Origin of the sequence: Serratia sp. JUb9, from assembly GCF_014298095.1 — a bacterium.
Classification (GTDB): Bacteria; Pseudomonadota; Gammaproteobacteria; order Enterobacterales; family Enterobacteriaceae; genus Serratia_B; species Serratia_B rhizosphaerae.
This window is the reverse complement of the sequence record NZ_CP060416.1, coordinates 3,554,031-3,578,702: the sequence shown is the minus strand read 5'-3', so window position 1 is coordinate 3,578,702 and position 24,672 is coordinate 3,554,031. Positions and strand designations below refer to the sequence as shown.

Below are 24,672 nucleotides of genomic sequence, written 5' to 3'. Positions count from 1 at the left end.
AACTAACTGGTGTTCGGTGGTGATTTTCGTATTATTCTGTTAAGTATTGATGGTGTGATTACCGTTTTTATTCTTGTGCTTTAATGGAGTTAATTAAGTGGTGGTTGGTGTATTAATATTTAGGCGTAGGTTTGTGGTTGTTTAATTATAAATTAATATATTTTAATGCTCCGGTTTTCCCGTTACTGATTCCGCCAATCTATAAATATACTGAGGCCTCTCCGATGTTTATCAATGGATAGCGAAAGGTAAATACACGGGCATCTGATCGATAGGCGTTTTTCTGCACCTTTTTTGTTCATCACCTGCGCGCCGTTGGTGCGCGTTTTTTGCACTCGCCGCGCATTGTTTTTAATTAATCATTTAAAATCAAATAAATAAAAAACTGGCACGGGCGTTGCTCTGCTGGATTCAATCTTGTGTACTAGATGGAATTCAGCCGATGACCCAGCCTGTTAAGCAACACGGATTTACCCTCAGCGAGTGGCAGCGCTACTACCAGACTCAGCCAGCGGCGGAGCGTATCGCCTGCGTCGCCGCCACGCTTTCTCAACTTGTCGCCAGCCTTGACCGTAACGACAACGCCTGGATTTACCTGCCCGACGCGCGGCAGTGTGAGGCGCAGTATCAGCAACTGGCGCAGCGCCTGGCGGCGGTAGCCGGGGACCTCAGCCGCCTGCCGCTGTTCGGCGTGCCGTTTGCGGTTAAAGACAACATTGATGTCGGCGGCTGGCCAACGTCGGCGGCCTGCCCGGCATTTACCTATCAGGCCGATGAGGATGCCGCCGTCGTCGCCAGGCTGCGCGCCGCCGGCGCTGTCGTTATCGGCAAAACCAACCTCGATCAGTTCGCCACCGGTCTGGTCGGCACCCGTTCGCCGTATGGCGCGGTGGTGAACAGCTTCAATCCGCAGTATGTCAGCGGCGGCTCCAGTTCCGGCTCGGCGTCGGTGGTGGCGCGTGGGCTGACGCCGTTTGCGCTCGGCACTGACACCGCCGGCTCCGGCCGTGTACCGGCCGGGTTTAATCATATCGTCGGTTTAAAACCAACCAAAGGCTGGCTGTCGAACCGCGGCGTGGTGCCGGCCTGTCGCCTTAATGACTGCGTCTCCATCTTTGCGCTGACGGTGGCCGACGCTGCCTGCGTCGCTGAACTGGCCGGCGGCTATGATGCCGCCGACGCCTATTCCCGCGTGAATCCACAGACGGCGCCGGCGGATCTGCCGGCCGCGCCGCGCTTTGCCGTGCCGGATGCGCCGTCGTTCTGCGGCGACCCGCAGGCAGAGCAGGCGTTTCAGGCGGCGCTGACGCAGCTGCGGGAGGGCGGCGCGCAGTTGGAAACGATCGATTTCACCCCGTTCCGTCAATTGGCGCAGCAGCTGTACGAAGGGCCGTGGGTGGCCGAGCGCACCGTGGCGGTGGCGGGCATGCTCAGCGATGACCCCGAGGCGATGGACCCGGTGGTGCGCGATATTGTCGGCAACGGCCTGCATTACAGCGCCTGCGATGCCTATCGTGCCGAATACCTGCGCGCCGAGCTGGCGCGTGAGATCAACCGACTGCTGGCGCAGTTCGACGCGCTGGTGGTGCCGACCTCACCGACGATCCGTACGCTGGCGGAAATGGCGCAGGAGCCGGTGTTGTTCAATTCGCAGTTCGGCACCTACACCAACTTCACCAATCTGGCCGATCTCAGCGCGCTGGCGCTGCCGGGGGCGCTGCGCGCCGATGGCCTGCCCGCCGGCATCACGCTGATCGCGCCGGCCTGGCACGATCGCGCGCTGGCGGCATTCGGCCAGCGCTGGCAGCAGCAACTGGGGCTGTCGCTCGGCGCTACCGGGCGTGCGCTGCCGGCACAGCCGCCGCTGGCGCCTGCGGCGCAGCATGTGCGCGTCGCCGTGGTGGGCGCGCACCTTCGCGGCATGCCGCTCAACGCGCAGCTGACGCAGCGGCAGGCGGTGCTGGCGGAGCAGACCACCACCGCGCCGTGTTACCGGCTGTATGCGCTGGCCGATACGCAGCCGCCGAAGCCGGGTCTGGTGAAAACGGAGGACGGCGCGGCAATTGAGGTGGAGCTGTGGGACATCCCGCTGGCGCGCTTTGGCGAGTTTGTTGCCGAAGTGCCGCCGCCGCTGGGCATCGGCACGCTGCTGCTGGCGGACGGGCGACGGGTGAAAGGCTTTATCTGCGAGCCATGGGCGCTGGCAGGGGCGACGGATATTACCGCATTTGGCGGCTGGCGCGCATATCGCGCCGGCGCAGAGAAGGAGGCTTGAGCATGTTTACCACCGTATTGATTGCCAACCGCGGCGAAATCGCCTGCCGTGCGATCCGCACCTTGAAACGTCTGGGCGTGACCAGCGTGGCGGTTTACTCCGATGCCGACCGCAATGCGCCGCACGTGAGCGCAGCGGATCACGCCGTGGCGCTGGGGGGCGACAAGGCCGCCGACAGCTATCTGCGCATTGACAAAATTCTGGCGGCGGCGGCGCAGACCGGCGCGCAGGCGATCTACCCCGGCTACGGCTTCCTGTCGGAAAGCGCCGAATTTGCCGATGCCTGCGCTGCGGCCGGCGTGGCGTTTATCGGCCCGACGGCGCAGCAAATCCGCGAGTTCGGCCTTAAGCACCGGGCGCGTGAACTGGCGGCGGCGGCCGGGGTGCCGATGACGCCGGGCACCGGCCTGCTGGCGAATGTGGAAGAGGCGGTCAGCGCGGCGGCGCGCATCGGCTATCCGGTAATGCTGAAAAGCACCGCCGGCGGCGGCGGCATCGGCCTGACGCGCTGCGATAACGAAGCGGCGCTGCGCGAGGCCTATGACGGCGTCAAACGCATGGGTGAACAGTTTTTCCGCGATGCCGGCGCATTTCTTGAGCGCTTTGTCGACCGGGCGCGCCACGTCGAGGTACAGATTTTCGGCGACGGTCAGGGACGGGTGGCGGCGCTGGGCGAGCGCGACTGCTCGCTGCAGCGCCGCAACCAGAAGGTGGTGGAGGAGACGCCCGCGCCGCATCTGCCGGCGGCGACCCGTCAGGCGCTGCATCAGGCGGCGGTGGCGCTGGGGGAATCGGTCAGCTATCGCAGCGCCGGGACGGTGGAGTTTATCTATGACGCCGGGCGCGATGAGTTCTATTTCCTGGAGGTGAACACCCGTCTGCAGGTGGAGCATCCGGTGACGGAGATGGTGACCGGCCTGGATCTGATTGAGTGCATGCTGCAGGTGGCGGCGGGCGATGAGCCGGACTGGACGGCGCTGCTGCGCGCGCCGCGCGGGGCGGCGATCGAGGCGCGTATTTATGCGGAAGATCCGCTGAAGAACTTCCAGCCCAGCCCCGGCGTACTGACCGAGGTGGCGTTTCCGCCGGAGACGCGCGTCGACGGCTGGGTCAGCAGCGGCAGTGAAGTTTCCGCGTTTTATGACCCGCTGATCGCCAAACTGATCGTCTACGGCGAGGATCGGGCCACGGCGCTGGCGAAGATGCAGCAGGCGCTGGATGCCACGCGGCTGCACGGCATCGCCACCAACCTGGACTATCTGCGCCAGGTGGTGGCGACCGACGCTTTCCGCGCCGGCGAGGTCTGGACCGGCCTGCTGGACGAATTCGTCTATCAGCCTCACTGCATCGAGGTGCTGCAGCCCGGCACTTACAGCAGCGTGCAGGACTACCCCGGCCGCCTTGGCTACTGGGATATCGGCGTGCCGCCGTCCGGGCCGATGGATGATTTCGCCTTCCGTCTGGCGAACCGCATCGTCGGCAACCATCCGAGCGCCGCCGGGCTGGAGTTTACCCTGCAGGGGCCGACGCTGCGCTTCCATTGCGACGCCACCATTGCGCTGACCGGCGCCGACTGCCCGGCGACGCTGGACGACGTGGCGCTGGAGTACTGGCGGCCGGTGGCGGTGCGCGCCGGGCAGGTACTGACGCTCGGCCGCGCCAGCCACGGCTGCCGCACTTACCTGGCGGTGCGCAACGGCATTGACGTGCCGCTCTATCTGGGCAGCCGCTCCACCTTCGCGCTTGGCCAGTTCGGCGGCCACGCCGGCCGTACGCTGCGGGTGGCCGATATGCTGTCCGTCGCCCGGCCTCAGCTGCCCGCCACCACCACGCCGGCGCCGATCGCCGCGCCGCAGGCGCTGGACGCCAGCCTGATCCCGCAGTACGGCGAGGTCTGGCATATCGGCGTGCTGTACGGCCCGCACGGCGCGCCGGACTTCTTCACCGAGGAATCCATCGACGCCTTCTTCGCCAGCGAATGGCAGGTGCATTACAACTCCAACCGGCTGGGCGTGCGCCTGTCCGGACCGAAGCCGGTGTGGGCGCGGCAGGACGGCGGCGAGGCCGGCCTGCACCCGTCCAACGTGCACGACTGTGAATACGCCATCGGCGCGATCAACTTTACCGGCGATTTTCCGGTGATCCTGACCCGCGACGGGCCGAGCCTCGGCGGCTTTGTCTGTCCGGTGACCATCGCCCGCGCGGAGCTGTGGAAAGTGGGGCAGGTGAAGCCGGGCGACCGCATCCGCTTTCACCCCATCAGCTTCAAGCAGGCGCAGTCGCTGGAACAGGCGCAGCTCGGCAGCATTGAGGCGCTGGCGGCGGTGAAGGCCATCTCGTTGCCGCCGCCGTCGCTGGCGCCGGCGGGGACGGTGTCGGCCGCGGTGCTGGCGCGCCTTGAGGCGGATAACGGCCTGCCGGCGGTGACCTATCGCCAGGCGGGGGACGGCTACCTGCTGATGGAGTACGGCGACAACGTGCTGGATCTGGCGTCGCGTCTGCGTATCCATCTGCTGATGCAGTCGCTGCAGGCGCAGCCGATAGCCGGCGTTGAGGAACTGGCGCCCGGCGTGCGTTCGCTGCAGATTCGTTATGACAGCCGCATCATCGCTCAGCAGGATTTGCTGTCGCGGCTGCTGACGCGCGAGCGCTCGCTGGAGGACGTCAGCAATCTGAAGGTGCCGACGCGCATCGTCCATCTGCCGATGGCCTTTGAGGACAGCGCGACGCTGGACGCGGTGGAGCGCTACCGGCAAACCGTGCGCGGCGAGGCGCCATGGCTGCCGAATAACGTCGATTTTATTCAGCGCATCAACGGGCTGAGCCGCCGTGAACAGGTGCGCGACATCCTGTTTGACGCCAGCTACCTGATTCTCGGCCTGGGCGATGTGTATCTCGGCGCGCCCTGCGCGGTGCCGCTGGACCCGCGCCATCGCCTGCTGAGTTCGAAATACAACCCGGCGCGGACCCACACCGCCGAAGGCACCGTCGGCATCGGCGGCATGTATATGTGCATCTACGGCATGGATTCGCCGGGGGGCTATCAGTTGGTCGGGCGTACGCTGCCGATCTGGAACAAGTTCCTGACCAATCCGCAGTTCAGCGCCGGCGAACCGTGGCTGCTGCGCTTTTTCGATCAGGTGCGTTTCTACCCGGTCAGCGAGCAGGAGCTGGAGGCGCAGCGCGAAGCGTTCCGCGCTGGCCGCATGACGATCCGCATAGAGCACAGCGAGTTCGACTTTGCCGAGTATCGCCGCTTCCTGGCGGATAACGCCGGCGAGATCGACGCGTTCCGCCAGCGGCAGCAACAGGCGTTCGCCGGCGAGGTGGCGCGCTGGCAGACGCAGGAAAGCGAGCCGGAAGCGCAGCTTCTGCCGGCGGCGGATGAAGAAGAGGTGGACGGCGATCTGGTCAGCGCCGACCTGAACGGCAACGTCTGGAAGGTGTTGGTCGAGCCGGGCCAGACGGTGGCCGCCGGCCAGCCGCTGATCGTGGTGGAGGCGATGAAAATGGAGCTGGCGGTCACCGCGCCGCGCGCCGGGGTGATCAAGCGCATCGGCTGCCAGCCGGGACGGCCGGTCGGGCCGGGCGACGCCCTGCTGTGGCTGGAACGTGCCGGATGAGGAGACCATGATGCAACTGACCAATAACCGCCATAAGGCGCGGCCGGAGGGGCTGGCGGAGCGCATCTACCAGCAGTTGAAGGATGACATTTTCGATTTTCGCCTGCTGCCGGGCGACCGCTTCAGCGAGAGCGAGATTGCTGGGCGGATGGCGGCCAGCCGCACGCCGGTGCGTCAGGCGCTGTTCCGGCTGGAGCGGGAGGGCTACGTCGACGTGCATTTCCGCAGCGGCTGGCAGGTGCGGCCGTTTGATTTTGACTATTTCGAACAGCTGTACGACCTGCGCATCGTACTGGAGCGGGAGGCGCTGAAGCGTCTGTGCGCCCGCCCGACGGGTGAGACGCTGCCGGCGCTGGCGGAGCTGACGCGTTTTTGGATCGACGCGCCGCGCCTGGAGGACGGCAAAAGCGTCTCGCGGCACGACGAACAGTTTCATATGGCGCTGGTGGCCGCCGCCGGCAACGGCGAGATGGCGCGTATTCACCGCGACGTCACCGAAAAAATCCGCATCATCCGCCGGCTGGACTTTACCCAGGATCAACGGGTCGATGCGACCTATCAGGAACACGCCGCGATTCTGCGGGCCATTTCGCAACGTCACACCGAGGAGGCGCAAACGCTGCTTAGCGATCACATTGCCGTCAGTAAGGCCGAAGTCCGAAAAATAACCCTGCACCGCCTGCATCAGGCGCGTTTACAGCAGGGGCCAGCGTCTTGATCACTTTCACCAGGAGTCGAATTATGCCACATCGTCATTTTATCAAAGCCTGCGCCCTGTCCGTCAGCCTGCTCGGCATCGGGCTGGCGTGGGGCGCACAGGCCGCCGACACCATCAAGGTCGGCATTCTGCACTCGCTGTCCGGCACCATGGCCATTTCGGAAACGCCGCTGAAGGACGTGGCGCTGATGACCATTGACGACATCAACGCCAAGGGCGGGGTGCTGGGGAAAAAGCTGGAGCCGGTGGTGGTCGACCCGGCCTCCAACTGGCCGCTGTTCGCCGAGAAGGCGCGCCAGCTGCTGACTCAGGATAAGGCGGCGGTGGTGTTTGGCTGCTGGACCTCGGTATCGCGCAAATCGGTGCTGCCGGTGTTCGAGGAGCTGAACGGCCTGCTGTTCTATCCGGTGCAGTATGAAGGGGAGGAGATGTCGCCGAACGTGTTCTATACCGGCGCGGCGCCGAATCAGCAGGCCATTCCGGCGGTGGAATATCTGATGAGTGAAGACGGCGGCGGCGCCAAGCGCTTCTTCCTGCTGGGCACCGACTACGTTTACCCGCGCACCACCAATAAAATCCTGCGCGCCTTTTTACATACGAAAGGCGTACAGGATAAGGATATCGCCGAGGTCTATACGCCGTTCGGCTACAGCGATTATCAGACCATCGTCGCCAACATCAAGAAATTCGCCGCCGGCGGCAATACGGCGGTGATCTCCACCATCAACGGCGACTCCAACGTGCCTTTCTATAAAGAGCTGGCCAATCAGGGCATCAAGGCCACCGACGTGCCGGTGATCGCCTTCTCGGTCGGGGAGGAGGAGCTGCGCGGCATCGATACCAAGCCGCTGGTCGGCAATCTGGCGGCGTGGAACTACTTCCAGTCGCTGGATAATCCGACCAACCAGAAGTTTGTCGCCGAGTGGCGCGCCTATGCCAAGGCGCACAACCTGCCGAACAGCGCCAATGCGGTCACCAACGATCCGATGGAAGCGACCTATGTCGGCATCCATATGTGGGCGCAGGCGGTGGAAAAAGCTGGCACCACCGACGTCGATAAGGTGCGCGCCGCGATGGCCGGCCAGAGCTTTGCCGCGCCGTCGGGCGTGACGCTGACCATGGACGCCGTCAACCACCACCTGCACAAGCCGGTGATGATTGGCGAAATTGAAGACAACGGTCAGTTCAACGTGGTGTGGCAGAGCGAGCAGCCGCTGCGCGCGCAGCCGTGGAGCCCGTATATCGCCGGTAATGATAAAAAGTCTGACCGGCCGGTGAAAGGGGGCAATTAAGCGTGCCGCGTCGCCGGCGTGCGGCTTGTCGCGCCCGCTGACGCACCGACAAACGACAGGGGCCGGACGTTCCGGCCCCGACGGAGGGGCAGCCCGATGCAATCTTTATTTTTATCCCGACTGCGGCCACTACTCTGGCTGCTGTGCTGCCTGCCGCTGTGGGCGCAGGCAGGATCGGCCGGCGATTTCGCCGCCGCCGGCCGCAGCCAGCAGGCCAAATTACTGCAGGGCTGGGCGAGCGCGCCCGATGCCGCACGCCTGCCGCTGTTGCGGGCGCTGAAACAGGAGAACCTGGCGGTGGACGCCGCCGGGCGCGTATTTACCCGCCAGAACGGCGCCTGGACGCCGCTGGAAGGGGACGCCGCGCCGCAGGGAACGCCGAAAAAAGTGCGGCTGAATAACCGGCTGCGCATTCTGACCGCCAACGCGCTGGCGGCGCAGCAGCTGGTGAGCGGCGATAAGGCGGCGCGACTGCAGGCGGCGCAGACGCTGCAGCGTGACGCACAGCGCGCCCAGCGGCCGCTGCTGCGGCAACGGTTGACGCAGGAGCAGGATGAGGCGGTGCGCGAGGCGCTGCGCATCGCGCTGGCCAATCTACAGCTGAGCGATGCCGATCCGCAGGTGCGTCTGCAGGCGGTGCAGCTGCTGGGCGAATCGGGCGATCCGCAGACCCAGGCGCGGCTGCAGGCGCTGAGCGAAGCGGACGGTGAGCCGGACGCCGCGGTGCGCGCCGCCGCACAGCAGAGCCTGGCCAGCGTCAAACAGCGGCTGATGATCGGCGATCTGCTCGGCCAGGCGTTTACCGGCCTGTCGCTGGGGTCGATCCTGCTGCTGGCGGCGCTCGGGCTGGCGATCACCTACGGCCTGCTCGGGGTAATCAATATGGCCCACGGCGAGATGCTGATGCTCGGCGCCTACGCGGCCTATCTGGTGCAGGGGGCGTTCCAGCAGCTGGCGCCGCAGTGGCTGGCGTTCTATCCGCTGGCGGCGCTGCCGGCGGCGTTCGCCGTGACCGCCGGTATCGGCATGCTGCTTGAGCGCACGGTGATCCGCCACCTCTACGGCCGGCCGTTGGAAACGCTGCTGGCGACCTGGGGCATCAGCCTGGTGCTGATCCAGCTGGTGCGGCTGCTGTTCGGCGCGCAGAACGTCGAGGTCGCCAACCCGGCCTGGCTGTCGGGCGGTATCCAACTGCTGCCGAATCTGGTGCTGCCGTGGAACCGCATCGCGGTGATCGTGTTTGTGGCGCTGGTGCTGCTGCTCACCTGGCTGCTGCTGAACAAAACCCGTCTGGGGATGAACGTGCGTGCGGTGACGCAAAACCGTGCGATGGCCGCCAGCTGCGGCGTGCCGACCGGGCGGGTGGATATGCTGGCGTTTGGTTTAGGATCCGGCATCGCCGGGCTGGGCGGCGTGGCGCTGTCGCAGCTGGGCAACGTCGGGCCGGAACTGGGGCAGGGCTATATCATCGACTCGTTTCTGGTGGTGGTGCTGGGCGGCGTCGGACAGCTGGCCGGTACGGTGGCGGCGGCGTTCGGCCTCGGCATCGTCAATAAAATTCTTGAACCGCAGATTGGCGCCGTGCTGGGTAAAATCCTGATTCTGGCGCTGATTATCCTGTTTATTCAGAAACGTCCTCAAGGGCTGTTCGCCCTGAAGGGCAGGGTGATTGACTGATGAGCCAACCATTAACCCTCAGCGGCGTGCAGAAAGCGCCGCGTACGGCGCTGACCCTCGGCACGCTGCTGGTGCTGGCGCTGTTAATCATGCCGTTTCTGGCGCTGCTGCCGGCCACGCACCCGCTGGCGATCTCCACCTACACCCTGACGCTGACGGGAAAAATTCTGTGTTACGCCGTGGTGGCAGTGGCGCTGGATCTGGTGTGGGGCTACGCCGGGCTGCTGTCGCTCGGCCACGGCCTGTTCTTTGCCCTCGGCGGCTATGCGATGGGCATGTACCTGATGCGTCAGGCGGCCGGCGACGGCCTGCCGGCGTTTATGTCGTTTCTGTCGTGGAGCGAACTGCCGTGGTTCTGGAGCGGCACGCAATATTTTGCCTGGGCATTGTGCCTGATCGTGCTGGCGCCGGGCGTGCTGGCGCTGGTGTTCGGCTACTTCGCCTTCCGCTCAAAAATCAAAGGGGTGTACTTCTCCATCATGACGCAGGCGCTGACCTACGCCGGCATGCTGCTGTTTTTCCGTAACGAAACCGGCTTCGGCGGCAATAACGGCTTTACCGGCTTCACCACCCTGCTGGGGGCGCCGATTACGGCGACCGGCACCCGCGTGGCGCTGTTTCTGGCGACGGTGCTGCTGCTGATCGTCAGCCTGGGATTGGGGTTTGCGCTGGCGCGCAGTAAATTCGGCCGCGTGCTGACGGCGGTGCGCGACGCGGAGAACCGCCTGACGTTCTGCGGCTATCAGCCGCGCGGCTTCAAGCTGTTTGTCTGGACGCTGTCGGCGGTGCTGTGCGGGCTGGCCGGTGCGCTGTATGTGCCGCAGGTGGGCATTATCAATCCCGGCGAGATGTCGCCCACCAACTCGATCGAGGCCGCCATCTGGGTGGCGCTGGGCGGACGCGGCACGTTGGTCGGGCCGCTGCTCGGCGCGGGCATCGTCAACGGCGCCAAGAGCTGGTTCACCGTGGCGATGCCGGAGTACTGGCAGCTGTTCCTCGGGCTGATGTTTATCGTGGTGACGCTGTTTCTGCCGCAGGGCGTGATTGGCCTGCTGCGCCGGAGGAAATCATCATGAACGCCATGCAAATGACCGATGAGCTGTTTACCCATCCGCTGCCGGCCGATAAGCGCCGCGGGCAGACCGATCCGGTGCTGCAGCTGGAGAGCATCAACGTCAGCTTCGACGGCTTCCATGCGCTGCGCGATCTGTCGCTGCAGATAGGCGTCGGCGAACTGCGCTGCGTGATCGGGCCGAACGGCGCGGGCAAAACCACGCTGATGGATGTGATCACCGGCAAAACGCGGCCGGACAACGGGCGGGTGTTTTACGATCAGACGCGCGATCTGACGGCGATGGATCCAATCCGGATCGCGCAGGCCGGCATTGGCCGCAAGTTTCAAAAACCGACGGTGTTTGAAGCGCTGACGGTGTTTGAGAACCTGGAGATCGCGCAGAAGAACCCCAAATCGGTGTGGGCCTGCCTGCGCGCCAGACTGAGCGGCGAGCAGCGCGACCGCATCGAGCAGATGCTGCAGACGCTGCGGCTGACCAGCCAGCGTCACCGGCCGGCCGGACTGCTGTCGCACGGGCAGAAGCAGTTTTTGGAAATCGGCATGCTGCTGGTGCAGGAGCCGCATCTGCTGCTGCTGGATGAGCCGGCGGCCGGCATGACCGATGCGGAAACCGAATACACCGCCGAACTGTTCAAATCCCTGGCGGGCAGCCATTCGCTGATGGTGGTGGAGCACGATATGGGGTTTGTCGAAGCCATCGCCGATCGCGTGACGGTGCTGCATCAGGGGCAGGTGCTGGCGGAAGGTTCGCTGGCGCAGGTGCAGGCTGACGAACGGGTGATTGAGGTCTATCTGGGCCGCTGAAGCGAATAAAGAGGAAAGCGTGATGCTGCAAGTGAACGAGCTGAACCAATATTACGGCGGCAGCCATATTCTGCGCGGCGTCTCTTTTGAGGCGCGGATTGGCGAAGTGACCTGCCTGCTGGGGCGCAACGGCGTGGGTAAAACCACCCTGCTGAAATGCCTGATGGGACTGCTGCCGGCGAAAAGCGGCGACATCTGCTGGCAGGGACAGCGCATCAATGGGCGCAAAACCCATCAGCGGGTGCAGGCCGGCATCGCCTATGTGCCGCAGGGGCGCGAGATTTTCCCACGGCTGACGGTGGAGGAGAACCTGCTGATGGGGCTGTCGCGCTTTGCCGCCGCAGAGGCGAAACGCGTGCCGGACAGCATTTATCAGCTGTTTCCGGTACTGGCGCAGATGAAGCACCGGCGCGGCGGCGATCTGTCCGGCGGCCAGCAGCAACAGCTGGCGATCGGCCGGGCGCTGGCCTGCCGGCCGAGCCTGCTGATCCTGGATGAGCCCACCGAAGGCATTCAGCCGTCGGTGATTAAAGAGATCGGCGCGGTCATCAAACAGCTGGCGGCGCAGGGGGAGATGGCGATCCTGCTGGTGGAGCAGTTTTATGATTTTGCCGCCGAACTGGCAGACAGCTATCTGGTGATGGCGCGCGGCAGCATTGTGCAGCGCGGCGCGGGCGCCGATATGGAGCAGGAGGGCGCCAGGGCGCTGGTGGCGATTTAAACGACCCGCCGCCGCGATGGAAACGTCCGGCGGCGGGCGCGGCGGGGTTACCTGGTGGCTATCGGCTGCTTGCCGTCCAGCAGGCCCCATTCGCTCCAGGCGCCGTCATACAGCCTGACCTGCGGCGCGTCCAGCGACAGCAGGCCGAACGCCAGTACCGCCGCGGTAACGCCGGAGCCGCAGCTGACGATGATCGGGCCGTTAATATCGACGCCTTTGGCGCTGAAGGTTTCCCGCAGCGCCGCCAGCGATTTAAAGCGGCCGTTGTCCAGCAGGTCGCCGTAGGGAATATTGATGCTGCCGGGAATATGGCCGCGGTGCAGGCCCGGGCGCGGTTCCGGCGCGTCGCCGTAAAAACGCGCGGCGGCGCGCGCGTCGAGGATCTGGCTGTCGCTGCCGAGCGCCTGCTCCACCTGCGCCATGGCGACCACCGCCGCCGGGTTGAAGCTGGCGTTAAACACCGTGGTCTGCCGGGCAACGGGGCCGCTTTCCAGCGCATTGCCACGCGCCGTCCAGCCGCTCATCCCCTCGTCCAGCACGTAAACCCGTTTGGCGCCGAAGTTGCGGAAGGTCCACCAGCCGCGCGGGGCGGAAAACTGGTTGCCTTCATCATAGAACACCAGCGTGCTGTTTTCGCTGATGCCCAGCTCGCCTGCCGCGCGGCCAAAGGCTGCAGCGTCCGGCAGCATATGCGGCAGCGCGCTGTGTTTGTCGGCGACGTCGTCGATATCGAAATAGACCGCGCCCGGCAGATGGCCGCGGTCAAATTCGGCCTGCATATCTTTCTTCGGCGTCAGGCCCGCCGGCGACATGCGCACGTCGACCAGCACCAGATCGGCATCGTGGAGATGTTGTTCAAGCCATTGTGGGGTAACCAGAAAAGGAGAGTTCATTGTGATTGTTCGTCCGTCATGAAAACCGATTTTTACTATACCCTAAATTGCCCCGCTTGCATTATGGCGCGCTCGTCCAGGCTACCCTTGTCACCCCAATTAATGGACATTCACAAACAGGATCGGTCTGATTGTCTTGAGTGATCTTTAACCATTAATATGAGGGGTTTTAACGACATGGAGAGTTAAATTAATGCAAATTTGCAGAATGGATTATAACGATGTGTCCGCCGACAGACGGCGTTTAAAACTCCACGTTTACGGAGTAGGCGTGTTCCCGGTATTCAGTGGTGTAGAGCCAGTCACCAACATAGCGCAATGCGCCTATAAGAAGAATGCAGCGCTGCCGGTTGGCACTTATTGGATAGTCGATCGCCCATCGGGAAGCCTCCGTAATCGGCTACAGACTTTATTAAGGATTTCAAGAACGGCACCAATCATGATGAATGGTTTGGCCTCTATAGCGCCAGTACCATGAGTGATTCTGTGTTTGTTTACGGTTCAGAACGTGGAGCGTTTAGGCTTCATCCCTTACGACCTGATGGCAGCGGAGAGTCACACGGTTGCATAACTTTCTATAACATCCCAGACTTTCAACTTGTTAGGAAATCACTACTTCAGCGAAAGAAGATCCAGGTTCCCGGTGGGCGCGGACTCATGTCTTATGGCAGGGTTGAAGTGATGGGAAGGGCTGATTATGCGTCATGCGACATTGATTAATCTATGCATTTGGCTTGCCTGTCTTGTCGCGGCATTCTTCATTGTATTGTTTCCGCTGGGTGGCCTACTGGATTACCTGTCACAAGCCACCAATCATGTATTGAATATTACAGGGTTAGGCTTTGCTGACGGTGAGGCCGATCCCTCATTCCTCTGGGTGCTGGCGGCGCTTATGCTGGTTGTAGCGGCTATTCTGGTGAGTGTGGTCAATTGGGTCAGGGGTAGGTTCAGGTAGGCAAAGGGAAGGACGCCCAGATCGCCCTGATGCACCATTCTGAATCCTTTGCATCAGCCGCGGCCTGAAACATGTCGCAAACTGCACGCAGCAGGATCATAGCCAGTGCGCTGAATTTCAAAAAACCGTCGCGCGGGGAAGATTGCTGACGAAATAGCCCGGCCTGCGGGTGATAAGGTCAGGACAACCGTCGTATGAAGAACACGATGACGTAAAGCTGGGCGGCTATTGAGGCGGAGGAAAGATGATGGCGGAGCAGGATTTTGGCGGTGCAAAGATCGCGCTGCTGCATCAGGGACAGGTGCTGGTCTACCGGCGCGACTGCCGTGACGATATACCGTGGCCCGGCCAGTGGGATCTGCCCGGCGGCGGGCGCGAAGGGGCGGAGACGCCGCTGCAGTGCGTGCAGCGGGAAACCTACGAGGAGTTCGGCCTGACGATCGCCGCCGCCCAGGTGCGCGAGCAGCGTCGTTATTCCGGACGGCAACCGGGGGACGCGGCCACCTGGTTTATGCTGGGCGATCTCAGCGCGCGGCAGATCGCCGCCGTGCGCTTTGGCGATGAAGGCCAGTATTGGCGCATGATGCCGATAGAGGAATTTATTCACCACCCGCAGGGGATTGCCCATCTGCGTCAGCGGCTGGCGGCGCTGCTTGCCGCTCGTACTCGCTGACGCGGGCGACCAGCGCTGCGATCTGCCGGTCGGAAAACACCTCAATGCCCTGTTGCCGCAGCAGGGCGGCGGTAACCCCGCTGCCGGGTTTGCTGTGGCCGCTGAAGCTGCCGTCGTAGATCAGCTGGCTGCCGCAGGAGGGGCTGCCGTCGGTCAGCAGCGCAAAGCGGCAATCGTGGCGGCGTGCGGTCTCCAGCGCCAGCTGCGCGCCCAGCAGGTAGGGGGCGGTAACGTCGGCACCGGTGGTTTCACGCACCTGCGCCCGCTGGGCGAGCACCGCAGTGCCGTCGGCATCGGGGCTGATTTCCGCCGCCGGACGCGGGGTGGAGAAGCCCGCCGCCAGCTCCGGACAACACACCACCAGGCGTCCCTCGCGCTGCCAGCGCGCCAGCGTGGCGTCCAGCAGCGGCTTATCGGAACCGTTATAGCGTACTTTGAAACCGGCCAGGCAGGCGCTGATTAAAATCTTCGGCGACATTCATCTTATCTCTGTGGATCGTGACGGTTGTGCGGACGACGCGCGTCCGCACGCGCGGTTTTATCCTAACAGAAGCGGCGTGACGGCGCATGCCCTGGCGCTGCGGATAACGTGAAACAGATGTACCGTTTTTGCCGTTAATTTGATGCGCTTCCGCATCGGCGCGATCGCCGTTTCAGCCGTTCATTCGGGAACCATGAACGGCGTCACGAATATCAGTTTTATTACCCCGGCCGCTTGTTGTTGGAATATTAATTCCATATAAATCTTCTTTAGATTTTTTATTTCACAAGAAGGGATCGCCGAGTCGTTCGGCAGGTCAGGCGGGAGGAAGAGAGGATGAAACAGGTTCGTATCGGATTGATCGGCACCGGCTATATCGGCCGCTGCCACGCCATTGCCTATGCGCAGGCGGGCACGGTATTCCCGCTGAAAGGGGAGCTGGTGCTGGAGATGCTGGCGGAAGTGACGCCGGAGCTGGCGCGTCAGCGCGCCGCGGAGTTCGGCTTTGCGCGCGCCACCGACGACTGGCGGCAGCTGGTGGCCGACCCGGCAATTGACGTGGTGGATATCTGCGCGCCGAACTTTCTGCACAAGGAGATGGCGCTGGAGGCGATTCGCCACGGCAAACACGTCTATTCAGAGAAACCGCTGGCGCTGGACGCCCGCGACGCGGCGGAAATGGTGCTGGCGGCGCGCCAGCGCGGGGTGAAAACCCTGGTGGGCTTTAACTATATGAAGAACCCCACCAGCCAGTTGGCGCGTGAAATCATCGCCAACGGCGAGATTGGCGAAGTGGTGCATTTTTACGGCACCCATAATGAGGATTATCTGGCGGATCCGCGCACGCCGATTGACTGGCACTGCCGCAAGGCCAGCGCCGGATTGGGGGCGCTGGGGGATCTGGCGGCGCATATCGTCAATATGGCGCACTATTTGGTGGGCGATATCAGCGCGGTGTCCGGTGATATGCAGACGGTGATCAAACAGCGTCCGGATCCGAACGACCCATCAAGGCTGTGCACGGTGGAGAACGAGGATCAGGCCAGCGCGCTGGTGCGTTTTGCCAATGGGGCGATGGGCACCATTGAAACTTCACGCATCGCCTGCGGCCGCAAAATGGGGCTGACCTATGTGGTGACCGGCACCAAAGGCACGCTCAGCTATACCCAGGAGCGGATGGCGGAGCTGAAGCTGTACCGCCACGACGAACCGGCGGAGCGGCAGGGGTTTAAAACCCTGCTGGTGGGGCCGAAACACCCGGACTACGCGGCCTTCTGCATCAGCGCCGGTCACGGTATCGGCTTTAACGATCAGAAAACCGTCGAGGTGCGTGATTTGGTCAACGGCATCGCCGCCGGCGATCGCATGTGGCCGGATTTTGAGGAGGGCTGGAAGGTCTCCTGCGTGCTGGACGCCATCGCCGAATCCGCCGGGCAGCGCAGCTGGGTGGAGGTGCAGGATCGGTTAAATTGCTAACTGAACAACTTGATAGCTTAATAACTTGTTAACTTATTTTGTTATCAGCTTGGCAGGCTGCCGCGTTATCAGGCCGGCAGCCTGCCCCGTCAGACAAACGGGTAATGCACGCTGTGTGGAGGACTTAAACCGGGCGGAAATCCTCGGCGTCGACGTCATAGCCGGCCGGCTCCCAGCGGATGGCCAGCAGGGCAACCAGCCCGACCAGCGGCGCCAGGGCAATCACCCAGAACACGCCGGTGCCTAGCGCGGCGGACAGCACCGGAAACAGGAACAGCGACAGCGTGGAGCTGGCGCGCATCAGCGTCTGGTTAAAACCGACGCCGACGCCGCGCAGCGAGGTGGGGTAGCTCAGCGAGGCGAAGGTCATGCTGTGCGAACCGGGGCCGAAGCCTTGGCCGAGCAGGAACAGCGCCAGCATGCCGATGGAGAAGGCCGCTTCGCCGCCGTCGTCCGGCAGGCCGACCAGCGCCAGCCCAAGCAGCGCCGCCAGCTGGCAGGCGTAGCCCAGCACCGTCATTTTCCAGGCGCCGAAGGTCGGCACCAGACGCACCGCCAGCAGGCCGCCGGCGAAGGCGAACAGCAGGTTCAGCGCCAGCGACACCAGAATGGTGCTGAGCATCGACTGGGCCAAAAAGGTGGAGAGGATCACCGGCAGGCCGAAGGCGACGGCGTTATAGGCAAAGGAAGAGGCGATGGCGATGGTGGTCGCCAGCACGGTGCGCCGCAGGTACACCCCTTTCAGCAGTTCGCCGTAGTTGCGCCAGGCCGCGCGTCTGGCCGGCGCCGCCGGCGTGTGCTCGGCCTCTTCGGCCACCTGGGCATGGATATTGTAGGAGCGGCGCAGGATGGCGGCGGCGCCCTGCAGATCGCCCTGATTGGCGGCCCACACCGGCGATTCGCTCATATAGCGGCTGCGGATGGCGATAATCAACAGGGCGGGCACCGCGCCGAAGCCGAGGATCAGCCGCCACAGCCAGTCGGTGTGGCCGTCCGGCAGCACCGCATACAGCAGCAGCACCAACAGGTAGGAAATACTGATCGCCGCATACCAGGTCGGGCACCACATGGCGATGCGCGCCGCCTTGTTGCCGCGGCCGGACAGGCGGGAGAATTCGGCCAGAAACGCCATGGCGACCGGCAGATCGATGCCGACTCCCAGCCCCATCACGAAACGCGCGCCGCCGAGCACCCACTCATTCGGCGCAAAGGCGCAGGCCAGCGCCGCCACCACAAAGAAAAACATATCGGCCATAAATACCCGGTAGCGGCCGATTTTATCGGTCAGGTAGCCGCCGATAAAGGCGCCGATAATTGCGCCGAAGGTAATGGCCGAGGCCACCAGCCCGGTGCCGGTGGGGGACAGGCTGAACTCGCGCGCCACGTCCTTGATGCCGAACGCCAGCGCGCCCAGATCGTACGCGTCGAGAAACACGCCGCCCAGCGCGATGGCGACCACGATGCGCGCATCGCTGCGTTTGGCCGCGCCGCTGTTGACCAGCCGCGAGACGTCGGCGGCATTGCGGATGGTGACGCTTGCTGCGCCGGCGCTGTCGGCGTTCCCTGCAGAAGAAGGTGCGGCAGAGGGGGCCGCTATATCTGTCGTCATAATAATAATTTTCTGATAGGCAAAGCATCGAGCTTAGCGGCGCGCACGCGGGGAAAACCAATGCTTTCTGGTTATAAGCATACAACCGGAAGATGTTGAAAAATCATCATGTTAAATAATATTTAACCGTTGACTCCGCAGGGATTAGTCAAAGCGAATCACCGCTTTGATCGCCTCGCCCGTCTGGGCGGCGTCCAGCGCCTGATTGATGGCCCCGAACGGGTAGAAGCGCAGCAGCCGGTCAAAGGGAAAATGGCCGCTGCGCCACTGCGCGATCAGATAAGGGATAAACTGTTGCGGCACGGCATCACCCTGAATCACGCTGATAATCCGCCGATCGTGAGAAAATTTCACCACGCCGCCGCCGGTCAGCAGCGCCAGCGTGCCGCCACGGCGCAGCCGCTGCCATGCCGCCTGTATGACGCCGTGTTCGCCGGTGGTGTCGATCACCGCATCCAGCGCAGGCAGCTGCGCAATCTGCCGCACGTCGCTCAGCGTTTGCGTAGCCCCCAGTTCGCCGGCGCAGGCCAGACGCTGGCGCTGATGGTCCAGCGCCACGATGGCGGCGGCGCCGCGTAGTTTTGCCGCCATCACCGCCGCCAGACCGACGGCGCCGACGCCGAGGATCAGCAGCCGCTCGCCGGCCTGCAGGTTCAGCGAATTGATCACCGTCCCGGCGCCGCTCTGCAGCCCGCAGCCGAGCGGCGCCAGGGTGGCCAGCGGCAGATCGCCTGCGACCCGCACCAGGTTGCGCTCGTTTGCCAGCGCGTGGGTGGCGAAGGCGGACTGGCCGAAGAAGTGGCCGTGCAGCGGCGGCAGATAACCGCTGCTGCCGTCCAGCCGCTGGAAGTCGAAGTTAAGCCGCCAGAAGTGTTCGCAGCCGGCCGGATGGCGGCGGAGGCAGGCGGCGCAGCGGCCGCAGGAGTTGTAGGAGAGCACCACCGCATCGCCGGGTTGCACCGCGCGCACCGCGTTACCGACGCGTTCGACGATGCCGGCGCCCTCGTGGCCGAGAATTGAACCGGCGGCGACGCCGCTGCGGCAACTGAGATCGGTATGGCAGATGCCGCAACCGGCCAGACGCACCACGACCTCGTCAGCCCGCGGCGGCCGCAGGCGCAGGGGAGCAAAGCGTAAGGCGCCGTCCGGCGAAGTGGTCACGGCGGCGCGGCGTTTTCCGGTCATGGAACCTCCGCTCGCATTGACGCGCAGCGTTAAGTATAGCCCTTGCCGCTGCGTCGTTTTTTCACTTAGCTTTGCCGGTTTCGTTATTTGGCGCGCCGATCCGCCTCGCTGATACTGGATGAAATTTTTCACTGCGAGTCGTCAGCATGCCTAAATCCGCCGGTCACTGCCACTATCTGCACGCCCGTCAGCGCCGCTGGATTCAGCGGCTGCGCCGGCAGTGGTGGTGGCGGCTGGAGCTGCCCACCTGGGGCGTCATCGTGGCGGTGTACGGCGGCTGGTTTCTGACGGCGGCGTACTGGCGCGTGCTGGGGCCGTGGCTGGCGACGCCGCTGCTGATCCTGTTCACCACCGGCTATCTGTCGCTGCAGCATGAGCTGATTCACGGCCACCCCACGCGCCGGCCATGGCTGAATCAGCTGTTCGGCCTGCTGCCGCTTGCGGTGTGGTATCCCTATGGGCTGTACCGCGACACGCATCTGCGCCATCACCGCAACCCGCACCTCACCGATCCGCGGCGCGACCCGGAAAGCTACTATTTCACCCGGGCGCAGTGGCGGCGTTTTCCCCGGCTGTTGCCGCGGCTGGCGGCGCTGCGCAACTGCCTGCCGGGGCGGATGCTGCTGTCGCCGCTGTGGGATATCGGCCTGCTGACGGCCGACGCGCTGCGGCGCATGGCGGCGGGGGACGGGCGCACGCTGGCGATGTGGCTGCTGCATGGCGCGCTGCTGGCGTGGCTGCTGTACTGGCTGCAGCGGCAGGGCATTGCGCCTGGTTTTATCTGCTGCTGGTCAGCTACCCGGCGCTGGCGATCGGTAAAATCCGCTCATTTTACGAACACCGAGCCGAACGCGATGCGGCGGCGCGCTCGGTGCTGAATGAGGCCGCCTGGCCCTGGCGGCTGCTTTTTCTCAATCTGAACTATCATTTAGTACATCACGATTTACCCGGGCTGCCGTGGTACGGCCTGCGCAAGGTCTATCTGGCTGAGCGCGACGCCTACCGGCGGCGCAGTCAGGGATTTGTGGTGCCGGGGTACGGCAGCTGGTTCAAACAGCATGCCGTTACGCCGCTCGACGTCGGCGTGCATCCGTTTCTGGCGGGCGCCGGCGGTAAGGGGAACCAGAACGCCGCCGGCGCTACGGCGGCAATCTTGAGCGCGCGCTGGAAGCGCGTTTTATACCCAAAATAATTCGAGTTGCAGGAAGGCGGCAAGGGAAGGAATCCCGATGAGCTGACTTTGGTCAGTGATTCGGGTGACTGAGCACAGCCAACGCACCAGCGGCTTGAAGTATGACGGGTGGAGCGGTTTTTATAAAACAGACAAGAGGACGACACCATGGCATTTCTCTCCCCGCGCGGACGCTTTCTGGCGTTGGCGCTGAGCCTGTTCACACTGGCCGGCGGCGCACAGGCGGCGGATTCGGTACGCGTCGGCTCTAAAATCGACACCGAAGGTTCGCTGCTGGGCAATATTATCGTGCAGGTGCTGGAAGCCAACGGCATCAAAACCACCAACAAACTGCAGCTGGGCACCACCAAGGTGCTGCGCGGCGCAATTACCGCCGGCGAAATTGATATTTACCCGGAATATACCGGCAACGGCGCCTTCTTCTTCGCGGATGAAAAAGATCCGGCGTGGAAAAATGCGCAGGCCGGCTTCGCCAAAGTGAAACAGCTTGATTACGACAAAAACAAACTGGTGTGGCTGGACCCGGCGCCGGCCAACAACACCTGGACCATTGCGGTGCGTCAGGACGTGGCGGCGGCCAACCAGCTGAAAACGCTGGCGGATCTGGGCAAGTGGATTAACGGCGGCGGCACGTTCAAGCTGGCGGCCTCGGCAGAGTTTATCGAGCGGCCGGACGCGCTGCCGGCGTTCCAGAAAGCCTACGGCTTTACGCTGAAGCAGGACCAGCTGCTGTCGCTGGCCGGCGGCGATACCGCGGTCACCATTAAGGCGGCGGCGGAACAGACCTCCGGCGTGAATGCCGCCATGGCCTACGGCACCGACGGCCCGGTGGCGGCGCTGGGCCTGCAGACTCTGGCGGATCCGCAGGGCGTGCAGCCGATCTATGCGCCGGCGCCGGTGATCCGCGAAAGCGCGCTGGTACAGCATGCCGCTATCGCCACGCTGCTGAAACCGGTGTTCGCCTCGCTGGACGGCCCGACGCTGCAGCAGCTGAACGCGCAGATTGCGGTGGAAGGGCAGGACGCCAAACAGGTGGCGGCGAACTACCTGAAGGCGAAAGGCTTTGTCAAAGGCTGACAACGCGCGATGAACGAACGCGCCGGGGAGGCGCTCCTTTCTCCCCGGCGACGCGGATACACCAGGATGCCGGAGCGTTTCTTTGACTACCGTTCTAAAAAACCGCGTGCTGTTGACGCTGTTTCTGCTGTTACTTCTCGCGGCGTTTGGCCTGCCTTTCCTCAGCTATGCGCCCAACCGCCTGCTGTCCGGGCAAACTATCTCACTGCTCTCCCTGCTGCACGGCCGCGCGCTGTGGCTGCTGGCGCCGCTGCTGGTGCTGGCGGTGCTCAGTCTGCTGCCGCCGCGGCGCGTTTATGCGTTGCTGACGGTGCTGGCCGCCTCGGCGTTGCTGACGCTGAGCCTCTGGCTGAGCGGCGATGCCGCACGTCAGCTGGCGCAGAACGGCTCGGCGCTGGCGCGCACCTCCTGGAGCGGCGGCTGCTGGCTGACGCTGGCGCTGTGCCTGCTGATGGCGGCGAATGCCATGGAGCGCATCACCGCCTCGCCGCTGTGGCGCATTGTCGGCAATACCCTGACGCTGGTGCCGGCGCTGTGGCTGCTGTTCAGCCAGCAGTTGGATGCGCTCTCGCTGCTGAAGGAGTACCACAACCGGCGCGAAGTGTTCGACGCCGCGCTGTGGCAGCACCTGAGCATTCTGCTGCTGACCGTGCTGCCGACGCTGGCGATTGGCGTGCCGCTCGGCGTGCTCTGTTTCCGCTCGTCGCGCTGGCAGACGCCGGTGTTCTCCACGCTCAACATTATCCAGACGGTGCCGTCGATCGCGCTGTTCGGCCTGCTGATCGCGCCGCTGGCCGGGCTGGCGGCGGCGTTCCCGTGGCTGGCGCGCCACGGCGTCAGCGGTATCGGGCTGGCGCCGGCGATCGTCGCGCTGGTGATGTATGCGCTGCTGCCGCTGGTGCGCAGCGTGACCGCCGGGCTGCAGAGCGTGCCGGCCAGCGTGATTGAGTCCGCCCGCGGCATGGGCATGACGCGCGGCCAGATCTTTGCGCGCGTGCAACTGCCGCTGGCGTTGCCGCTGCTGCTGACCGGGGTGCGTATTCTGGCGGTGCAGACGGTGGGCATGGCGGTGGTGGCCGCACTGATTGGCGCCGGCGGCTTCGGCGCCATCGTGTTTCAGGGGCTGCTGAGCAGCGCGCTGGATCTGGTGCTACTCGGGGTGATCCCGGTGATCGTGATGGCGGTCGTGGTCGACTCGCTGTTTAAACTGATAATTTCAATGTTGGAAGCAACCCGCCGATGATTAACTTTGACCAGGTAAGCAAACTGTTTCAGGGCAAAGCCGCGGTGGATGATTTGTCGCTGAATATCGCCGCCGGGGAATTTACCGTGCTGATCGGCACCTCCGGCTCCGGTAAATCCACCACCCTGAAAATGATCAACCGACTGATTGAGCACGATAAAGGCAAGATCTATTTCGCCGGTGAAGAGATCCACAAATTCAAACCGCAGGATCTGCGACGCCGTATGGGCTATGCCATTCAGTCCATCGGGCTGTTCCCCCACTGGACGGTGGAGGAGAACATCGCCACCGTGCCGCAGCTGCTGAAGTGGCCGCGGGCGCGCATCCGCGATCGGGTCACGGAGCTGATGGAGCTGCTGCATCTTGATCCGGCGCTGTTCCGCCGCCGCTATCCGCACCAGCTGTCCGGCGGGCAGCAGCAGCGGGTCGGCGTCGCCCGGGCGCTGGCGGCCGACCCCGAAGTGCTGCTGATGGATGAGCCGTTCGGCGCGCTCGACCCGGTGACCCGCGCCGCGCTGCAGGCGGAGGTGGCGCGCATTCATCAGCTTTCCGGCCGCACCATCGTGCTGGTGACGCACGATATCGACGAGGCGCTGGCGCTGGCGGACCGGGTGGTGCTGATGGATGCCGGCCGGGTGGTGCAGCAGGGCACGCCGCTGGAGATGCTGACCCGTCCGGCCAATGATTTTGTGCGCGACTTCTTCGGCCGCAGCGATCGCGGCATCAAACTGCTGGCGCTGGGCTACGTCGGCGAGCGGGTACGTCCCGGGCAGGCCGACGGCGAACCGATCAGCACGGCGATGAGCCTGCGCGAGGCGCTGTCGGTGTTTGTCGCCCGCGGCAGCGACTGCCTGCCGGTGGTGGACGAGCAGGGCGCGGCGCGCGGCGTGCTGCATTTTCACGATCTTCTTGCCCCGCAGCAGGCCCTGTCATGAGCGGGCGTCTGCGGCGCTGGCTGCGCGACCCGCTGCCGTGGGCGACGGCGCTGCTGCTGGCGCTGGTGTTCGGCATGAACCAGCTGCACGGCCTGTTCGCCTACTGGTTTCCCGACCTGCAGCGGCCGGTCTATCAGCAGGACAGCTTTATTGCGCTGTTGCTGGCTCACCTGACGCTGGTGGGGATTTCCAGCCTGATTGCGGTGCTGATCGGCGTATCGGCCGGGGTGGCGGTCACCCGGCCGGCCGGGCAGGAATTTCGTTCGCTGGTGGAAACGGCGGTAGCGGTGGGGCAGACTTTCCCGCCGGTGGCGGTGCTGGCGGTGGCGGTGCCGGTGATGGGCTTCAGCGAGCAGCCGGCGATTATTGCGCTGGTGCTGTACGGACTGTTGCCGATTCTGCAGGGCACGCTGGCCGGTATCGGTGCGGTGCCGCCCGCTGCGCGGGAAGTGGCGACCGGCGTCGGCATGAGTCCCTGGCAGGTACTGTGGCGCGTCGAGCTGCCGCTGGCCGCGCCGGTGATCCTCGCCGGCATCCGCACCTCGGTGATCATTAATATCGGCACCGCCGCCATCGCCTCGACGGTCGGCACCAAAACCCTCGGATCGCCGATTATTATCGGCCTGAGCGGGTTTAATACCGCCTATGTGATTCAGGGCGCGCTGGTTGTGGCGTTACTGGCTATCATTGTTGATAGGGTGTTTGAACGTTGGGTAAGGCATATCCGTCATGGCTGACGCGGCGTTGGCTGTTCTGCCGCCGTGCAGA

20 protein-coding genes and 1 pseudogene are annotated in these 24,672 nt (G+C 64.0%); 17 read left to right on the top strand and 4 right to left on the bottom strand.

Translation table 11 applies throughout. From position 1 onward, the window contains the following. The first annotated feature begins 442 nt into the window (after positions 1-442). From atzF to urtE, 8 genes are all read left to right on the top strand, one after another. Positions 443-2,275 (top strand): allophanate hydrolase, encoded by a 1,833-nt coding sequence (atzF, locus tag HF675_RS16810; protein WP_187043462.1) that lies wholly within the window; start codon positions 443-445, stop codon positions 2,273-2,275. Between the two features lie 2 nt (positions 2,276-2,277). Further along, complete coding sequence (gene uca, locus HF675_RS16805) at positions 2,278-5,898, top strand: urea carboxylase (protein ID WP_187043461.1); 3,621 nt, start codon at positions 2,278-2,280, stop codon at positions 5,896-5,898. 10 nt (positions 5,899-5,908) lie between these two features. Next, positions 5,909-6,616, top strand: coding sequence for a GntR family transcriptional regulator (locus HF675_RS16800; RefSeq protein ID WP_187044761.1), 708 nt, complete (start codon positions 5,909-5,911; stop codon positions 6,614-6,616). A 23-nt stretch (positions 6,617-6,639) separates the two neighbouring features. Further along, on the top strand, positions 6,640-7,908 hold the full coding sequence (urtA, locus tag HF675_RS16795) for an urea ABC transporter substrate-binding protein (protein ID WP_187043460.1): 1,269 nt from the start codon (positions 6,640-6,642) through the stop codon (positions 7,906-7,908). Positions 7,909-8,004: 96 nt separating this feature from the next. After that, positions 8,005-9,585: an urea ABC transporter permease subunit UrtB gene (gene urtB, locus HF675_RS16790; RefSeq protein WP_111737513.1), complete on the top strand. Its 1,581-nt coding sequence runs from the start codon at positions 8,005-8,007 to the stop codon at positions 9,583-9,585. Beyond that, complete coding sequence (gene urtC / locus HF675_RS16785) at positions 9,585-10,661, top strand: urea ABC transporter permease subunit UrtC (RefSeq protein WP_105230284.1); 1,077 nt, start codon at positions 9,585-9,587, stop codon at positions 10,659-10,661. Before urtB ends, urtC begins: the two co-directional genes overlap by 1 nt. Continuing rightward, a complete protein-coding gene (gene urtD, locus HF675_RS16780) occupies positions 10,658-11,464 on the top strand; it encodes an urea ABC transporter ATP-binding protein UrtD (protein WP_105230285.1) in 807 nt (268 codons plus the stop codon). The genes urtC and urtD overlap by 4 nt, the downstream gene beginning before the upstream one ends. A gap of 22 nt (positions 11,465-11,486) precedes the next feature. After that, positions 11,487-12,185, top strand: coding sequence for an urea ABC transporter ATP-binding subunit UrtE (urtE, locus tag HF675_RS16775; protein ID WP_105230286.1), 699 nt, complete (start codon positions 11,487-11,489; stop codon positions 12,183-12,185). A 47-nt stretch (positions 12,186-12,232) separates the two neighbouring features. On the opposite strand, the gene sseA is transcribed toward urtE, so the two are convergent. Next, positions 12,233-13,078: a 3-mercaptopyruvate sulfurtransferase gene (gene sseA, locus HF675_RS16770; RefSeq protein WP_187043459.1), complete on the bottom strand. Its 846-nt coding sequence runs from the start codon at positions 13,076-13,078 to the stop codon at positions 12,233-12,235. 474 nt (positions 13,079-13,552) lie between these two features. Between sseA and HF675_RS23985 the strand changes: the two genes are divergently transcribed. The 3 genes from HF675_RS23985 to HF675_RS16755 all read left to right on the top strand — a co-directional run bounded on the left by HF675_RS23985 (position 13,553) and on the right by HF675_RS16755 (position 14,706). After that, complete coding sequence (locus HF675_RS23985) at positions 13,553-13,798, top strand: tlde1 domain-containing protein (protein WP_105230289.1); 246 nt, start codon at positions 13,553-13,555, stop codon at positions 13,796-13,798. Further along, entirely contained in the window at positions 13,776-14,033 is a 258-nt protein-coding gene (locus HF675_RS16760) for a hypothetical protein (RefSeq protein WP_105230290.1), read from the top strand. The genes HF675_RS23985 and HF675_RS16760 overlap by 23 nt, the downstream gene beginning before the upstream one ends. Positions 14,034-14,280: 247 nt before the next feature. Next, on the top strand, positions 14,281-14,706 hold the full coding sequence (locus HF675_RS16755; protein ID WP_105233238.1) for an NUDIX hydrolase: 426 nt from the start codon (positions 14,281-14,283) through the stop codon (positions 14,704-14,706). On the opposite strand, the gene HF675_RS16750 is transcribed toward HF675_RS16755, so the two are convergent. After that, positions 14,633-15,184 (bottom strand): DUF523 domain-containing protein, encoded by a 552-nt coding sequence (locus tag HF675_RS16750; RefSeq protein WP_187043458.1) that lies wholly within the window; start codon positions 15,182-15,184, stop codon positions 14,633-14,635. The genes HF675_RS16755 and HF675_RS16750 overlap by 74 nt on opposite strands. 339 nt (positions 15,185-15,523) lie before the next feature. Between HF675_RS16750 and HF675_RS16745 the strand changes: the two genes are divergently transcribed. Further along, on the top strand, positions 15,524-16,663 hold the full coding sequence (locus HF675_RS16745; protein ID WP_111737508.1) for a Gfo/Idh/MocA family protein: 1,140 nt from the start codon (positions 15,524-15,526) through the stop codon (positions 16,661-16,663). A 124-nt stretch (positions 16,664-16,787) separates the two neighbouring features. Here the strand turns inward: HF675_RS16745 and HF675_RS16740 are convergent, their stop codons facing one another. Continuing rightward, entirely contained in the window at positions 16,788-18,272 is a 1,485-nt protein-coding gene (locus HF675_RS16740; RefSeq protein WP_187043457.1) for an MFS transporter, read from the bottom strand. A 144-nt stretch (positions 18,273-18,416) separates the two neighbouring features. After that, complete coding sequence (locus HF675_RS16735) at positions 18,417-19,457, bottom strand: NAD(P)-dependent alcohol dehydrogenase (RefSeq protein ID WP_187043456.1); 1,041 nt, start codon at positions 19,455-19,457, stop codon at positions 18,417-18,419. 146 nt (positions 19,458-19,603) lie between these two features. On the opposite strand from HF675_RS16735, the pseudogene HF675_RS23980 reads away from it, so the two are divergent. The 5 genes and pseudogenes from HF675_RS23980 (at position 19,604) to HF675_RS16710 (ending at position 24,641) form a co-directional block, all read left to right on the top strand. Continuing rightward, positions 19,604-20,649: pseudogene (locus HF675_RS23980) on the top strand (fatty acid desaturase). Positions 20,650-20,796: 147 nt separating this feature from the next. Next, on the top strand, positions 20,797-21,726 hold the full coding sequence (locus tag HF675_RS16725; RefSeq protein WP_111737505.1) for an ABC transporter substrate-binding protein: 930 nt from the start codon (positions 20,797-20,799) through the stop codon (positions 21,724-21,726). Between the two features lie 82 nt (positions 21,727-21,808). Next, positions 21,809-22,969 carry an ABC transporter permease gene (locus HF675_RS16720; RefSeq protein WP_187043455.1) on the top strand — a complete coding sequence of 387 codons (1,161 nt, stop codon included), beginning with the start codon at positions 21,809-21,811 and terminating at the stop codon, positions 22,967-22,969. Continuing rightward, the gene (locus HF675_RS16715; protein ID WP_105230298.1) at positions 22,966-23,904 is read left to right on the top strand and encodes an ABC transporter ATP-binding protein; all 939 of its coding nucleotides are present in this window, start codon (positions 22,966-22,968) and stop codon (positions 23,902-23,904) included. Before HF675_RS16720 ends, HF675_RS16715 begins: the two co-directional genes overlap by 4 nt. Further along, complete coding sequence (locus tag HF675_RS16710; RefSeq protein WP_105230299.1) at positions 23,901-24,641, top strand: ABC transporter permease; 741 nt, start codon at positions 23,901-23,903, stop codon at positions 24,639-24,641. The genes HF675_RS16715 and HF675_RS16710 overlap by 4 nt, the downstream gene beginning before the upstream one ends. The last annotated feature ends 31 nt before the right edge of the window (positions 24,642-24,672 follow it).

Coding starts and splice junctions, on each gene's coding strand:
- atzF (WP_187043462.1), top strand. CDS start 443: ATGACCCAGCCTGTTAAGCAACACGGATTTACCCTCAGCGAGTGGCAG.
- uca (WP_187043461.1), top strand. CDS start 2,278: ATGTTTACCACCGTATTGATTGCCAACCGCGGCGAAATCGCCTGCCGT.
- HF675_RS16800 (WP_187044761.1), top strand. CDS start 5,909: ATGCAACTGACCAATAACCGCCATAAGGCGCGGCCGGAGGGGCTGGCG.
- urtA (WP_187043460.1), top strand. CDS start 6,640: ATGCCACATCGTCATTTTATCAAAGCCTGCGCCCTGTCCGTCAGCCTG.
- urtB (WP_111737513.1), top strand. CDS start 8,005: ATGCAATCTTTATTTTTATCCCGACTGCGGCCACTACTCTGGCTGCTG.
- urtC (WP_105230284.1), top strand. CDS start 9,585: ATGAGCCAACCATTAACCCTCAGCGGCGTGCAGAAAGCGCCGCGTACG.
- urtD (WP_105230285.1), top strand. CDS start 10,658: ATGAACGCCATGCAAATGACCGATGAGCTGTTTACCCATCCGCTGCCG.
- urtE (WP_105230286.1), top strand. CDS start 11,487: ATGCTGCAAGTGAACGAGCTGAACCAATATTACGGCGGCAGCCATATT.
- sseA (WP_187043459.1), bottom strand. CDS start 13,078: ATGAACTCTCCTTTTCTGGTTACCCCACAATGGCTTGAACAACATCTC.
- HF675_RS23985 (WP_105230289.1), top strand. CDS start 13,553: ATGAGTGATTCTGTGTTTGTTTACGGTTCAGAACGTGGAGCGTTTAGG.
- HF675_RS16760 (WP_105230290.1), top strand. CDS start 13,776: ATGCGTCATGCGACATTGATTAATCTATGCATTTGGCTTGCCTGTCTT.
- HF675_RS16755 (WP_105233238.1), top strand. CDS start 14,281: ATGGCGGAGCAGGATTTTGGCGGTGCAAAGATCGCGCTGCTGCATCAG.
- HF675_RS16750 (WP_187043458.1), bottom strand. CDS start 15,184: ATGTCGCCGAAGATTTTAATCAGCGCCTGCCTGGCCGGTTTCAAAGTA.
- HF675_RS16745 (WP_111737508.1), top strand. CDS start 15,524: ATGAAACAGGTTCGTATCGGATTGATCGGCACCGGCTATATCGGCCGC.
- HF675_RS16740 (WP_187043457.1), bottom strand. CDS start 18,272: ATGACGACAGATATAGCGGCCCCCTCTGCCGCACCTTCTTCTGCAGGG.
- HF675_RS16735 (WP_187043456.1), bottom strand. CDS start 19,457: ATGACCGGAAAACGCCGCGCCGCCGTGACCACTTCGCCGGACGGCGCC.
- HF675_RS16725 (WP_111737505.1), top strand. CDS start 20,797: ATGGCATTTCTCTCCCCGCGCGGACGCTTTCTGGCGTTGGCGCTGAGC.
- HF675_RS16715 (WP_105230298.1), top strand. CDS start 22,966: ATGATTAACTTTGACCAGGTAAGCAAACTGTTTCAGGGCAAAGCCGCG.
- HF675_RS16710 (WP_105230299.1), top strand. CDS start 23,901: ATGAGCGGGCGTCTGCGGCGCTGGCTGCGCGACCCGCTGCCGTGGGCG.